A 15108-nucleotide genomic window follows, 5' to 3' on the forward strand; every position below is an offset into this window, starting at 1 on the left:
ACAAGTAGCAAGATTAGGCACAAAGCTTTGTCTTGATACTTGATACTAATTACTTTATACTTATTAGTATTTACTTGAAATCTCTTTTGCTACTGTATCTAAAACACCAGTAATGGTATCATCAAATTTACCAGCTTTTAATGCCGCTAAAGTTTCTGGATGACGCATTTCCAATTGAGTTAAATATTCAGTTTCGAATTCTTTTACTTTATCAACTGGTACGCTACGCATTAAGTTTTTAGTACCAGCATAAACGATAGCAACTTGTTTCTCTACTGTAAAAGGAGTAAACTGTGCTTGTTTTAACATTTGTACGTTACGTGCTCCTTTATCTAAAACAGATTTTGTTGCAGCATCCAAATCAGAACCGAACTTAGAGAAAGCCTCTAACTCGCGGTATTGCGCCTGGTCTAACTTTAAAGTACCAGCAACTTTCTTCATCGATTTAATTTGAGCATTACCACCCACACGTGATACCGAAATACCTACGTTAATAGCCGGACGAATACCTGAGTTGAACAAGTTCGACTCCAAGAAAATCTGACCATCAGTAATCGAAATTACGTTAGTTGGAATGTATGCAGAAACGTCACCCGCTTGTGTTTCGATAATTGGTAAAGCTGTTAATGAACCACCACCTTTAACGATATGTCTAATCGATTCTGGTAAATCATTCATGTCTTTAGCGATATCATCATTCGCGTTAATTTTCGCAGCTCTTTCTAACAAACGACTGTGTAAGTAGAAAACGTCACCTGGATAAGCCTCACGGCCCGGTGGACGACGAAGTAATAAAGATACCTCACGATAAGCAACAGCTTGTTTAGATAAATCATCATAAACAATTAAAGCTGGTCTACCCGTATCACGAAAAAACTCACCAATTGCAGCACCTGCAAACGGAGCGTAGAACTGCATTGGAGCAGGGTCAGCAGCCGAAGCAGCAACAACAACTGTATATGGTAAAGCGCCGTTTTCCTCTAGTGTACGTACAATGTTTGCAACGGTAGAGTTTTTCTGACCGATGGCTACATAAATACAGAACACAGGCTGGCCTGCTTCATAAAATTCTTTTTGGTTAATAATGGTATCGATACAAACAGCAGTTTTACCAATCTGACGGTCGCCAATAACCAACTCACGTTGACCACGACCAATTGGAATCATTGCATCGATTGCTTTAATACCAGTTTGTAAAGGCTCATTTACCGGCTGACGATAAATTACACCAGGTGCTTTACGCTCTAAAGGCATTTCGTAAGTTTCACCCAAGATTGGACCTTTACCATCTAAAGGCTCACCTAAAGTGTTCACTACGCGGCCAAGCATACCTTCACCAACTTTAATAGAGGCAATTTTTTTAGTACGTTTAATTGTATCACCTTCTTTAATACCGTCAGAAGCACCTAAAAGTACCACACCAACGTTATCTTCTTCAAGGTTTAATACAATGCCTTGCAGGCCGTTTGCAAATTCAACCAACTCACCCGATTGAACTTTAGTTAAACCGTAAACACGGGCAATACCGTCGCCCACTTGCAACACGGTACCAACTTCTTCCAGTTCGGTTTCTGATTTGAAGCCCGCCAATTGCTGTCTGATAATTGCCGATACTTCGTCTGGTCTTACCTCTACCATAATTTTAATTTATATCTTTTTGTAAATGTAAATCTTGTAATTCTTTTGTTTTTCCAGTCCCGCTTTCTGCTTTAGTCTTTTTGCTTTCAGCTTCAAAGCCTGCCGCTGCCAATCGGGTTTATATTATTTAATGCTGTAGTTCTTTTGTTAATTCAGTATCCCTCAAATTTAATTACCAGTTTACTGTTTTCAGTTTCCAAACCCAATCTTGATACTTGATACTTGATACCTGATACTTGATACTTGATACTAACTACTTTATACTCCTACGCAGCAAATTCCTTTTTAAGTTTATTTAATCCGCTGGCAATACTTGCATCAAACTGTTTATCACCAACTTTTAAAATAAAACCACCAATTAGTTTTTCGTCAATTTTTTCATTAACAATAACCTCATTAGCACCCATTTCTTTTTTTACCGTTTCAATAATCTGTGCTTTAGCTTCAGCACTTAAAACAGTTGCCGAAGTAACATCAGCAGTAACAATTCCTTTTATTTCGTTGTATTGTTTAATAAACTGTTTTGCAGTAGCAAATAAGATTGCCGAACGGCCTTTATTCACCACAATTTTGAAAAAAGTAAGTGTTAGTTTACCTACCTTATCAGCAAAAACACCATTCAAAATACCAACCTTTTTATCTAAAGGTACAATTGGGTTCTTTAATATCGCTTCTAGCTCAGGAGTTTCATCAACCACTTTTTCAAACAAAACCATATCATTGTACGATTCAGCTAAACCGTTGTTTTCAACAGCTAAGTCGATTAATGATTTGGCGTATCTGCCTGCAACTTTAATTTCTGACATATTTTGAGTTGTAAGTTGTAAGTTATAAGTTGTAAGTTATAATTACGGCGTAACCCTAACTATAAGCCCAATACTTAAAACTTAAAACGTAGTACTTATAACTTAGTTTAATTCAACGTCTTTTAACAAGTTAGCCACTAAAGCTTCCTGCTTGGTTTTATCATCTAACTGCGTACGTAAAACACGTTCAGCAATTTCTAATGATAAAGAAGAAACCTGACCCTTAACTTCAGCCAAAGCCACTTTCTTTTGGTTTTCGATTTCGATTTTAGCTTTCTCGATTAATTTAGCACCTTCAACCTGAGCTTGTTTTTTAGCTTCGTTTAAAATGCTATCCTTTAAAGTTTTAGCTTCTTTCAAAATCTCATCACGTTCAGCACGTGCTTGTTGCATCAAATCTTGGTTTTGACTAGTTAAACGAGCCATTTCTTGTTTAGCTAACTCCGCTTTGTTTAAAGCATCATCAATGCTTTGCTCACGCTCGTGGATAGCTTTCATAATTGGTTTCCAGGCAAATTTACCTAACAAAAACACCAATAATAAAAACGCAATGGTATTCCATACCAACAAGCCAATTTCAGGAACTAATAAATCCATCTTATATAATTAATATTCTTTTTACTACATAATTTAAACAAGAACCTTAACGGCAATCCCGAAAAGGTTCTTGTATTAAGTTTTTCTTTGATTATTTTGCGATCAAAGAAACTACTACTGCGAATAAAGCAACCGCCTCGATAAAGGCTGCAGCAATAAGCATAGCAGTTTGAATTTTTGAAGCGGCTTCTGGTTGACGAGCAATAGATTCCATTGCAGAACCACCAATTTTACCGATACCTAATCCAGCGCCTATTGCAGCTAAGCCTGCGCCGATTGCAGCTAATGTTCCAGTCATTTTCTGATTTATTTATATTAATTTAACAATAATGTTCTTAATGGTGTTCTTCTACAGCCATACCAATAAATAAGGCCGAAAGAATAGTAAATATAAACGCCTGGATAAACGCTACCAAAAACTCAATTAAGCCAATAAATACGGCAAAGAAAATTGAAGCTGGAGCAATCCAAAGTGAATTAAAAATAAAAATTAAGCATAATAAAGACATTACCAAGATGTGACCAGCAGTAATGTTTGCAAATAACCTGATTGCAAGTGCGATTGGCTTAGTGAAAATACCAAAAATCTCAACAGGAATCATTAACGGTTTTAACCACCAAGGCACAGGAGGATTAAGAATGTGACCCCAATAGTATTTGTTACCCTTAAATGTAATAATTAAAAATGTACAGCCTGCTAAAACAATTGTTAAAGCAATGTTACCAGTTACGTTTGCACCACCCGGAAAGAATGGAACTAAACCTAAAATATTGTTTAACCAAATAAAGAAAAACACTGATAATAAATACGGCATAAAAGCAGCGTACTTATGACCCAAGTTTGGCCTAGCAATATCATCACGAACAAATATGATAATCGGCTCTAAGAAAGATTGCAATCCTTTTGGGGCTTTACCATTTCTTTTTTTGTATGATGATGCTACAGTAGTGAAAACAATTACCAATAATACTACTGATAAAAGCATACTGAAAACGTTTTTAGTAACTGAGAAATCAAGAGGACGAGCGTTTGTTACAACTTCAGCACCATCTTTAACTTCGTGAGATACAAAAGCACCATGCTCATTCGCAGTTGCATTTGCATAATAGATTTTGTTATGGGCAATCGCAAACCTCTGACCATCTTTTTCAACAACCTGAGTTCCGTCGTCGTTAAATTTAAAATCAGATGAACTAAAAGTAACTAAACCGTTGTTAGTCCAAAGTATAATCGGCAAGTGTAAAGTTACACCATGTTCTCCATGACCAAAAAGTGTAAAAAAGTGACTATCGCTAATGTGGTGAAAAATGAATGATGTGATATCAAAACCTTTTTCTTTTTCCTCATGAGCTTCAGCATGATTAACAACAGCACCTGCTTCATGAGTAGCAGCTACAGCAGTATCTACAGGTAGAGAATTAACGCTATCAACTTGAGCGAAAGTATTATTTTTGATAGATAAAAACGCTGTTAAAAGCGTAAAAACAACAATTACCTTAACAACTTTCGACATAAAAACTCGGTTAAAATCCATTTATTGGCAGTTTTTTACTTTAAATTTTGGTGGCGCAAGTTACGTAACAAACAGTACATTTCAAAGGCTGTAAACAATAAATAAAGAGAAAAAAAATTTACAACAAAGAGAACGCCGTTTTCCTTTGTATTTATACTGTAAATCAGCACAAAAGCCATACAAAAAATCATCTTCAAAATTACAGAGCCTAAAATAGCCATAACTCCGGCTTCAGGATTTCTGTTTATCCCCATGTAAGCTAATAAATAAGCGATATAAGTAATACCGGCTAAAAACCCAAAAATTAACCAAAAACTACCCACTAGAATTTGAAATCCAGGTAAAATTAAGGGCATAACTATAGCCAGGCCAATTAGCAAACCAATAAGAATAAAGTAATAGCTGGTAAATTTGGTTAGAGTCAATTGCAGATAGATATTTTTAACTTATTTTAAACTTCTGCAAAGATAAGATTTTTAAAATCAAGTAACTACCTCAACATTTGAATTATTGAAAATTTATCAATTTTAGATTTATGGTTTTGTAATTTGCCTTATCGCCTGGTATAAACCCAAGGCAACACCAACTAAAGCAAAAATTGCAGTAATAATATTCGATTCGTTTTTTTGATGCTCATCAATTTTATAACCAATAAAAGTTAACAATCCAATCGTAGCTATCATTTGAAAGCCAATAGCAGAATATTTTGCTACTCCATTAAGCTTTTTCCCATTACCGTTGTCTTCAGGTTTATCCATTTTTTAATATAATAAATAGTTAACTTTGATAAATTAAATGTATAGCTAAATAAAATAATTTTACGTACATTTTGTTAATTGTATATACAACTAAAGCAATTATTAATACTTGAAAAAACATACCGGCAAAACTTTATCTCCCTTCCTTTTATTTTTTGGCTTATTATTTCTTTATGGCTGCGTTGCCAATAAAAATACAGCCATCGACCGTAAGATGCAAAACCTTACGGCAAGGTATAACTATATATATAACTCAAATGTTTTGCTTACCGAATACAATGAGACGCTTTTACAAAGTTATGCAGATAATTATGGGCAAATTTTACAGGTTTATTTAGATCCTGAACCTCAGGTTAATTTAGTTTTAACACCAGGAATTGAGAACAAACAATTAGATGAGGTTATTTTCAAAGGGCAAACCATAATCAACGAAAAAAGCTTTAGTAATTATATTGATGATTCTTACATGTTGATGGGCAAAGCTAATTACCTAAAAGGAAATTATTTTATCTCATCAGAATATTTTGATTATGTAGCAAAAACTTATAACAACAACTTAAAAACATTTGTAATGGCTATGAACTGGAAAGCCAGAAGCCAGATGCAACTAAATAATATGGTTGTTGCCGATAAAATTTTAGATACCATGTTGCGGGCAGCAGATGATCTCAAAAAAGATATAGCTGAGCCATTAGCTACAACAGCGCAAATGCGTATTTATCAAAAGAGAAACAACGAAGCAATTTTACTTTTACAGAATGCAATAAGGTTGGCTCCTGAAAAGCAACTGCGTATCAGGTGGCAATACATCCTTGCTCAACTTCAAGAAAAGGAAAAAGATTATCAAAATGCATTTATCAACTTTACTAAAGTAGAGAATAGCAATGCACCTTTCGAAATGTATTTTCATGCAAATTTAAACCGCATAAAACTTAGGGCAATAATAAGCGGTTACAAAATTAATGAAGAACAAGCTTTGCTTGCTCTACTGAAAGACGATAAGAACTTCGATTATACCGACCAGATTTATTATCAGGTTGGAGAACTTTTCTACACTGAAGGTAATTTGGTAAAGGCTGAAGAAAATTATCAAAAATCTATTCAAAAAAGTACCAGAAACCAGAACCAAAAAGCCTTATCATACTTAAAGGTTGCTGATTTAAATTTCAAGGAATTTAAAAATTACATCAGGGCAAAGCTTTATTATGATAGTGCAGTAACGATTTTACCTAAAAACTTTGCAGATTATGATAACATTGTTAAAAAAACAAACAACCTGCAATACCTAGTAGATAGATATACGCTAATCTCGAAAGAAGACACTGCACAATTTATTTCTCGTTTGTCTGAAGGTGAAAGAATGGCAAAAGTAAAAGATTACTTACGCCCAAAAGTTGAAGTATCTAACCCTTCAAATCCTACAGGAAACGATTTACTGAGTAATATTGCATCCCCTAACCAATCGTTAAATCCAAATTTACCAAACGGCACAGGCAATACTTTCTATTTTAACAACAGCGCAGCAATTAGCAATGGTTTTGCCGATTTCAAAAAACGTTGGGGAAACCGTCAACTCGAAGATAATTGGCGCCAAAGTGCTCGCTCATCTGCACAAGATAACAATCAGGTTTTAGCAGGTAGTAATGTGGCGACTGGAATTAATCCATCAAACGCTCAAAATACATCTACTGATAATTCGCAAACTTCGATTGAAAAACAGTTTATAGATAACTTACCAGTGACTCCAGAATTGCTTGCCGCATCTAATCAAAAAATTATCGATGCTTATTTTGAAATTGCAAGTTTCTATCAGCAGGAATTAAATGATATCCCTGAAGCAAATCGGGTTTACCTTGAATTGCTAAAAAGATATCCTGAGAACAACCATCTGGCTGCAATCTACTACAGTCTTTATCTAAATTATAAAGATACTGAAGCTGGAAAATCAAACGAGTACAGACAACAGGTTTTAAATAAATTTCCAGAAAGTAATTTCGCTAAAAGTATTCTCGACCCTGCTTATTCAGCTAAACAAGATCAATTAGAAAATATCATTAATGAGCAGTACAATAAGGTTTTTGATAATTATGCCCGCAAAGATTATGGCAATGTTGTTAAACAAGTAAATGAAAACCTTCTGGCCTATCCAAATAGCGATTTAGCGCCTCAATACGCTTATTTAAAAGCAATTGCAATTGGCAGAACTTCGAAAGTTGATGCTTTGCTTACCGAATTTAATTCGATTACAACACTTTATCCGAATGATTTAATTATCGTTCCATTGGTTCGCGATCATTTGAAATACATTGATGCAAACCTGGCCGAATTTAAGCAAAGACCTGTGGCATTAATTGATTTTGATTCAAATGAACCCAGATTTGTGGCTCAAAATCCAATTGCCGACAATAAACCTAAGCCGATTGAAAATATTAATGCTGCTGACAATAAACAGCCTAAAACTGTTACTAAACCAGCTGATAAACAAGTTGAACCGACTGCAACTATTAAGCCTATAGAAAGTAAACCAGCGAGCATTTTTAGCACCGCTACCTCAAATACTTATTATTATGTTATAGATGTTGCAGATGCTTCCTTAACTTTGAGCTCTTCGAGATACGGAGTTGGACAGTTTAACAGAGGTAATTATCCTGATAACGATTTGGCCCATAAATTGGTAGAGTTAGATGATGACCAACTTATTTACGTAACCAGTTTTGTTGATTTGGAAGATGCCAAAATTTATGAGGAAAGCATAAAAGGGCAGCTAAAAAACATAATGAAAGTTCCGGTTACAAAGTATAAGAGCTTTATAATTAGTAAAGAAAATTTTGAAAAGCTAACCGATAGAAGTCGCATTAACGAATATCTCGAGTTTTACAAAAACAATTATTAAGGTGAATAAAAGGTTTTTTGAATGATAGAAAAACCAACTTCATCACATTAAAAATAAAAACACACGGATGAAAAAATCTATTTCAGAAGCTGATATTAAAAGATATAATTTAAGAATATGGAAAATTGTAATCGGAGGGATTGCAATCTTTGCCATATTTATTTCAATGCTTGGATTTGGGCTTTTCGGAAGTTTACCATCATTTAGAGATATTGAACACCCAAAAAGTAATCAGGCTTCAGAAATTATTGCTGAAGATGGAAGACCATTGGGTACCTATTTTGTTCAAAATCGCTCTAATGTTACTTATAAAGAGATTTCACCAAATGTAATAAATAGCTTAATTGCAACAGAAGACACTCGTTTCAAAGACCATTCGGGCATAGATTTTCAAAGAACCTTTACAATTATTGGATACAATTTAATTGGCAAAAAACAAGGTGGAAGTACCATAACGCAACAATTGGCACTTAATTTATTTTCTGAGGAAGGAAGAGAGCGCAATTTCTTTAAACGCGTAATGCAAAAGTTTAAAGAATGGGTAGTAGCGGTTAAATTGGAGCGCAATTACACCAAAGAAGAAATTATTACCATGTACCTAAACACGGTAGATTTTGGTAATCAGGCTTACGGAATTAAATCGGCTGCTAGGGTTTATTTTAACACAACACCAGATAAATTAAGCATTACCGAAGCGGCAACCTTGGTTGGTATGCAAAAAGGAATTACAATGTACTCGCCTACCCGAAACCCTGAACGCTCAAAAGCCCGCAGGAATACGGTAATGGCTATGATGGTAAAATCTGACCATTTAACTCAACAACAGTTTGAGACTGAAAAGGAAAAACCACTTGGTTTGCATTTTAATGCTGCAACCGTTAATGATGGTATTGCGCCGTATTTTAGGTCGGTATTAAAAGCTGATATTAAAAATATTTTTGAAGAACAGGGAATTACAAAACCTGATGGAACAACTTACGATTTGGATAGAGATGGTTTAAAAATCTACACAACCATTAATTACGATATGCAGGAATACGCTGAAGCAGCTCAAAAAGAGTACATGAAAACGCTTCAAGCACAATTTACAAATAGTTGGAAAGGACGAAATCCATTTAAAGACAAAGCTTTGCAAATTGAACAAGGTATAAAACGCTCTGACCGTTATAAATCTTTAAAATTAGAAGGCAAAACTGATGAGGAAATTAAAACTGATTTCAATACGCCAACACAGTTAACCATTTTTACCTGGAAAGGAAATGTTGATACTACTATGAAACCAATTGATTCCGTTCGGTATTACAAAATGCTTTTGCGCAACGCGATGATGAGTATGGACCCATCAACAGGTTATGTTAAAGCTTGGGTTGGCGGTATTAACTACGAGCATTTCAAATACGATCAAGTGAAAATGGGAACCCGACAAGTTGGTTCAACTGCGAAACCTTTCACCTACGCAGTTGCTATTGAGAACGGCTATTCTCCTTGCTTAACTGTTCCGAATACGCCTGTAACAATTGAAGGTTATGGCGACCCGTGGACACCAAGATCTTCCGGCAAACCATTAGAAGGTTCAATTACCTTGCAGAAGGCTTTAGCTTATTCGCAAAACTATGTTACAGCTTATTTAATGAAACAAGTTGGTCCTGTTGCAGTTTCAACACTGGCAACTAAAATGGGAATACCAAATGTTCCTGCTTACCCTTCAATTTCTTTAGGTACGTTTGATTCCTCTATTTATAATATGGTTGGCGCCTATGGAGCTTTCGCAAATAAGGGTGTATATACAAAACCAGTTTATTTATTAAGAATTGAAGATAAAAATGGTGTTGTTTTATTTTCTCAAAAACCAATACCAAAACCAATAATGAGCGAGGAAGTTGCTTATGTGATGACCAGAATGCTTAAAGGTGTAGTAACAAGTGGTACTGGCTACAGGCTAATAAACAAGTACAAAGTTAATGCTCCAATTGGTGGTAAAACAGGTACAACGCAAAACAACTCCGATGGTTGGTTTATGGCAATTACTCCACAATTGGTAACAGGCGTTTGGACTGGTTGTGAAGATCGTGCTTTTCACTTTATTAGCACTAGTCAAGGTGAAGGTGCAAATACTGCGCTGCCTATTTTTGCTGGTTTTATTAAACGTGTTTATGCAAACCCTAAATTGAAGATTAGTCATGCTGATTTTGAAGCCCCAAAATCGGGTGTTTCGATTGTATTTGACTGCAACCAATACCAGCAACAAGAAGAAGGAACCACAGAGCTTGACGAAAAGTTAGGCTTCTAGGTTTTGCGTGAAGGATAGAAGCGGAAAGCCCGCAATCCCGATTTAAAGCATTGAACCATATTTTTAAAAGGTATGATTGATTGTTTCACAGGTTTCATCGGGAGCGGACTTGAAGCGAATAGCCTGACCCCTTGCGTAGCTTGGGGGCACGCCCAAATTTTAATTAAATCACTACAAAAAATCCTAGCAAAATCTTAATTTGTATTAATGAGCAGTTTCGACCATAAAACAGCATTAACCGCAATTCCACATAAACCCGGTGTTTACCAATATTGGGATGTGGATGGAAAGTTGATGTATATTGGCAAAGCTAAAGATTTAAGAAATCGGGTTGGTTCTTATTTTAATACGGATAAAAACCAATTTAACGGTAAAACACGGGTGCTTGTTTCGCGTATAAGGAAGATAACTTTTACCATTGTAGATACTGAAATTGATGCCTGGCTGCTTGAAAACAGTTTAATTAAAAAGCATCAACCAAAGTTTAACATCAATTTAAAGGATGATAAAACCTACCCTTGGATAATTGTAAAGAATGAGCATTTCCCAAGAATATATTGGACCAGAAAGGTAATAAAAGATGGTTCCACCTATTTTGGTCCTTATGGTTCGATTGGAATGATGCATACCATTCTTGATTTAATTAAAGAAACTTACGCCTTACGAACTTGCAGTTTACCTTTAAACGATAAAAATATTGCCGAAGGGAAGTTTAAAGTTTGCCTGGAATATCAAATTGGAAATTGCAAAGGACCTTGTCAGGCTTATCAAAGCGAAGCTGATTATGATAAAAACATTGGCGAGATAAAGGAGATTTTAAATGGAAAAATTGGCAACGTTATCCGCGATGTAAAGGGTGTTATCAAAAAATCATCTGAAGAGTTAAACTTCGAAATGGCGCATCAATATGCAAGGCGATTAGAAGTTTTAGAGAAATACCAAAGTAAATCTACCGTTGTAAATAGTGCCATTACGAATGTTGATGTGGTAAGCATTGCATCTGATGAACGTTACGCTTTTGTAAACTACCTAAAGGTGATGAATGGTACAATTATCCAAACCCAAACTATTGAAGTTAAAAAGCAATTGGATGAAAGCGACGATGAGATTTTAACTTTAGCGATGCTGGATTTTAGAACGAAATTCAATAGTACATCCAAGGAAATTATTGTGCCTTTTGAACTTTCTTTACAAGATGAAAATCTGAGATTTACGGTTCCAAAACTTGGCGAGAAAAAGAAGCTTTTAGAATTATCTCAAAAAAACGTGCTCTTCTTTAAAAAGGAAAAGCTTAACCAGTACGAAAAGCTTAATCCTGATTTAAGAGTTGACCGCATTTTAACAACAATGCAGAAGGATTTACGCTTAACTCAGTTGCCAAAACATATTGAGTGTTTCGATAACTCCAACTTTCAAGGGAAATATCCGGTTTCAGCAATAGTTGTTTTTAAAGATGCTAAACCTTCTAAAAAAGATTACCGACACTTTAATGTTAAAACGGTAGAAGGCCCGAACGATTTTGCAACTATGGAAGAGGCCGTTTTTAGGCGCTACAGACGAATGTTGGATGAAGACCAGCCATTGCCTCAACTTATTATTATTGATGGCGGTAAAGGGCAGCTTTCATCGGCAGTTAAAAGTTTAAAAACCCTTGGAATTTACAATCGGGTTACTGTGATTGGCATTGCTAAAAGACTAGAAGAATTATTCTATCCTGGCGATTCTTATCCTTTGTACTTGGATAAAAAATCAGAAACCTTAAAAGTGATTCAACAGTTAAGGGATGAGGCACACCGTTTCGGAATTACTTTCCACAGAAAAAAACGAGACCAAGGCACTTTAAAAACAGAATTAGAGCAAATTGAAGGCATTGGTAAAACTACTGCCGATAAGTTGCTGAAACATTTCAAGTCGGTTAAAAAGATTAAAGAAGCTACAGAAAAGGAGCTTTCAGAAGTTTTAAATAAAAAGCAAACCGTAACGCTATTAGATTATTTTAAGCAGGATAAATCAATCTAAAATTTATCAAAATCAAAAAGGTACGAAGTTATCTTATTTTGAGTTCTTAACTATCTTGCGCTTTAAGATTGCTTCGTGCCTCGCAATGAGGGTCTGCTCTAAAAAGAAGGGCTTCGATGAAAATCGAAGCCTTTCTTTTTAATATTCCCAAAGTCCTTGTTCGTAATCAAGAACTGCTCTTTTAATTCTTTCAGACTCCATTAGTCTTTCTCTTGGATCAGAAATAATATCTCTCAACTTATTATCACCCGGATTAGATTCTTTAACAATGTAACTGCTAAATAAACGACGGATAAAGAAATCATCAAAACTCAATGTTGAGGCATCATTATTAGTATTGATTAACCTCTTATGAGCAATAATAGGTCTCAATTCATCATAGCTAACCCAAAAAACCGGTTGCCAAACTTTTGAAATCTCGTTGTATTTTAACGGTGCGATACCCACAATACGAGGCTCAAAAATTCCACGTTTTGTATCGAAAATCCAATCTTCTTTTACACGGAATTTCAAAAATGATTCAGGATTAAAATCATTTACAACCGTAGTAACAGTTCCTGTTTTATTATTTGAAACTTCTGAAGTACCCAATGCGTTTCTCGCAGCAGAATCAGCGCTTAAAGGAGTATGAAATGCATCATCTTCATTTAAAGCACTATCAATTGGTGCATATGCGGTTAATTCTTCTGCTTTTATAGAAGCTATAAGAACATCAATTAACCTTGATTTAGGCGATTTCAAAACTGAATTAACAGTATCTCTTAAATCGATCTCTCTCCAGATACGCTTTGCGTAAAACACATCTTCCTCACGTACATCAGCAAAAGGAACCATTTCAGTACTATCTATATCCTTACGAGCATAAAAACCATCCTTTGGCGGAACCTTCAGTTTTTTCTTCACTGAAACTTTTTTAGCTGAATCAACCGGAGTAACCGTATTACCCGCAGATTGCTGTACTGGCGCCTTTTTCTTTAAAGGCGTCTGTGCATAAACCAATCCTGTTGATAAAACTAAAACCGCTAAGCTTAAAATCCTTTTCATCTTTCTTCTATTTAACATTAAATGAAACCGAAGGCAAAATTTTCTGACGACCATCTGGTCCTTGAGAAACGATATCATCAAAGAAAACCTTCGAACCTGGCGTTATTGCATTCATTGCACCTCTTACCGCACCAGCAAAGCTACCACCACTACCTGCAATGGTTACTGCTTCAGAGCGTGGTTTAATTACAGTTATCTTATATCTTAAAATTTTAAAAGAAACATCAAAAGGGAAATCATCTAAATCTGCCTCAATTTCTGTTTCACTTTTTAACTGAACTGAAGAAACATCTCCACCAATTCTACCACCAACTTTTGCAATTGGAGCTGGAATTGCCTTAACTCTGAATTTCTGAGAACCTAAACTAACTGTTTTGCCAGCATTTGATGCCGTAACGTTAATTGATACATCAGAACCAACCTGAGAACCACTTGCAAGAACATTGTACTTTCCTGCACCGATTTTACTCATTGAAGCTCCAGAAGCACTTGCATTAACACTTTCTAATGGAAAACCTGCCGCTGATACTGAAAATGGATTTGGAATACCAGCATAAATTACATTCATCTTATCAGAAGATACACTTGCCGAAGGTTTTGCAACCTGGTAACTCTGTTCAGGTGTTTTGTACTCTTTTATTTGTCCATCAGTTTGGCGAACACGAATTGTTCCTACCCATTTGAAAACACCAACACTACCAGTACTACCAGTGTAGGTACCTTTTCCTTCTTTTACATTAAGTTTTCCACCGCCAACGCTAATATCAGGACTCGATCTTGAATCGCTCGCAGTTAAAAATACTTCTGCGGTGTAAGGTTGACCTTGAATAACATACGAAGTTGGCGCAACCGCAACTGCTGCAAACTTATCGATGTTAACAATGGCTTTATCCATATTTCCGAATAACTTTTTAACTACTTCAGCTTCGGCATTTTTTGTATCCGTTTGAAGTTTAGTCAAGATTGTCATTGCAGCAGTTAAAGGAGTACCTTCACCAAAAAGAGTTTCTTCCCAGTTTCCTTTTCTTTTTCTAGCCGGATCTTTTGCTTCAAGTGAGAAAGTTACCGAAGCTCTATCCTGAGCATCAAGCAAAGAAATTAATTTCTCACGAGTTGCATTAATTTTAGCTTTAAGTTTTGCGCCTTCCTTTTGATTAATCATGATATTAGGAGAAATATCCTGATTATCTCTATTTGTCAAATCACCAGTTTCTGGATTTATTCCGTCACCAGCAGTAGTAAATTGCTTTTTAATGCTTTCAATGTAATTGTTCAAATCGTCAGCAGCTGCTTTAGCTTGTTTAGCTTTATCGTAAATAGGCTGTGCTCTTGCCGGCTCTTCTTTTAATTTTGAGTTCTCGAAAGAAGAAAAAAGTTGTTCAATACTTGTATTAACATTATTTTTTGATGTATCTAAACTGTCATTGATGTTTTTAAAAGCATCTAATATTGTATCTGATACGTTAAGGGCAAGCATAGCTAACAATACCAAATACATGATATTGATCATCCGCTGCCTCGTTGATTCTTTTCCGCCTGCCATTTCTTA

General features: G+C 35.4%; 12 protein-coding genes. 3 read left to right on the forward strand and 9 right to left on the reverse strand.

The window, feature by feature from the left end; genetic code table 11:
- Positions 1 to 63: 63 nt before the first annotated feature.
- From atpA to ACO05K_RS14390, 7 genes are all read right to left on the reverse strand, one after another.
- On the reverse strand, positions 64 to 1638 hold the full coding sequence (atpA, locus tag ACO05K_RS14360; protein ID WP_421945118.1) for a F0F1 ATP synthase subunit alpha: 1575 nt from the start codon (positions 1636 to 1638) through the stop codon (positions 64 to 66).
- Positions 1639 to 1904: 266 nt separating this feature from the next.
- On the reverse strand, positions 1905 to 2444 hold the full coding sequence (gene atpH / locus ACO05K_RS14365; protein WP_421945119.1) for a F0F1 ATP synthase subunit delta: 540 nt from the start codon (positions 2442 to 2444) through the stop codon (positions 1905 to 1907).
- A 102-nt stretch (positions 2445 to 2546) separates the two neighbouring features.
- Positions 2547 to 3041: a F0F1 ATP synthase subunit B gene (locus ACO05K_RS14370; RefSeq protein ID WP_421945120.1), complete on the reverse strand. Its 495-nt coding sequence runs from the start codon at positions 3039 to 3041 to the stop codon at positions 2547 to 2549.
- 91 nt (positions 3042 to 3132) lie between these two features.
- Positions 3133 to 3339 (reverse strand): ATP synthase F0 subunit C, encoded by a 207-nt coding sequence (atpE, locus tag ACO05K_RS14375; RefSeq protein ID WP_010601523.1) that lies wholly within the window; start codon positions 3337 to 3339, stop codon positions 3133 to 3135.
- A gap of 37 nt (positions 3340 to 3376) precedes the next feature.
- Positions 3377 to 4576 carry a F0F1 ATP synthase subunit A gene (gene atpB / locus ACO05K_RS14380; RefSeq protein ID WP_421945121.1) on the reverse strand — a complete coding sequence of 400 codons (1200 nt, stop codon included), beginning with the start codon at positions 4574 to 4576 and terminating at the stop codon, positions 3377 to 3379.
- A gap of 14 nt (positions 4577 to 4590) precedes the next feature.
- Positions 4591 to 4980 carry a hypothetical protein gene (locus ACO05K_RS14385; protein WP_421945122.1) on the reverse strand — a complete coding sequence of 130 codons (390 nt, stop codon included), beginning with the start codon at positions 4978 to 4980 and terminating at the stop codon, positions 4591 to 4593.
- Positions 4981 to 5088: 108 nt separating this feature from the next.
- Positions 5089 to 5313, reverse strand: coding sequence for an AtpZ/AtpI family protein (locus tag ACO05K_RS14390; RefSeq protein WP_421945123.1), 225 nt, complete (start codon positions 5311 to 5313; stop codon positions 5089 to 5091).
- 109 nt (positions 5314 to 5422) lie between these two features.
- On the opposite strand from ACO05K_RS14390, the gene ACO05K_RS14395 reads away from it, so the two are divergent.
- The 3 genes from ACO05K_RS14395 to uvrC all read left to right on the forward strand — a co-directional run bounded on the left by ACO05K_RS14395 (position 5423) and on the right by uvrC (position 12515).
- Positions 5423 to 8206, forward strand: a complete 2784-nt coding sequence (locus ACO05K_RS14395; RefSeq protein ID WP_421945124.1) for a tetratricopeptide repeat protein — start codon at positions 5423 to 5425, stop codon at positions 8204 to 8206.
- Positions 8207 to 8273: 67 nt separating this feature from the next.
- Positions 8274 to 10496: a transglycosylase domain-containing protein gene (locus ACO05K_RS14400; RefSeq protein WP_421945125.1), complete on the forward strand. Its 2223-nt coding sequence runs from the start codon at positions 8274 to 8276 to the stop codon at positions 10494 to 10496.
- A 207-nt stretch (positions 10497 to 10703) separates the two neighbouring features.
- The gene (gene uvrC, locus ACO05K_RS14405; protein ID WP_421945126.1) at positions 10704 to 12515 is read left to right on the forward strand and encodes an excinuclease ABC subunit UvrC; all 1812 of its coding nucleotides are present in this window, start codon (positions 10704 to 10706) and stop codon (positions 12513 to 12515) included.
- Between the two features lie 138 nt (positions 12516 to 12653).
- Here the strand turns inward: uvrC and gldN are convergent, their stop codons facing one another.
- Positions 12654 to 13559: a gliding motility protein GldN gene (gldN, locus tag ACO05K_RS14410; RefSeq protein ID WP_421945127.1), complete on the reverse strand. Its 906-nt coding sequence runs from the start codon at positions 13557 to 13559 to the stop codon at positions 12654 to 12656.
- A gap of 7 nt (positions 13560 to 13566) precedes the next feature.
- Positions 13567 to 15102 (reverse strand): gliding motility protein GldM, encoded by a 1536-nt coding sequence (gene gldM / locus ACO05K_RS14415; protein ID WP_421945128.1) that lies wholly within the window; start codon positions 15100 to 15102, stop codon positions 13567 to 13569.
- Positions 15103 to 15108: the final 6 nt, after the last annotated feature.

Origin of the sequence: Pedobacter sp. (assembly GCF_965227205.1) — a bacterium.
Taxonomy (GTDB): Bacteria; Bacteroidota; Bacteroidia; order Sphingobacteriales; family Sphingobacteriaceae; genus Pedobacter.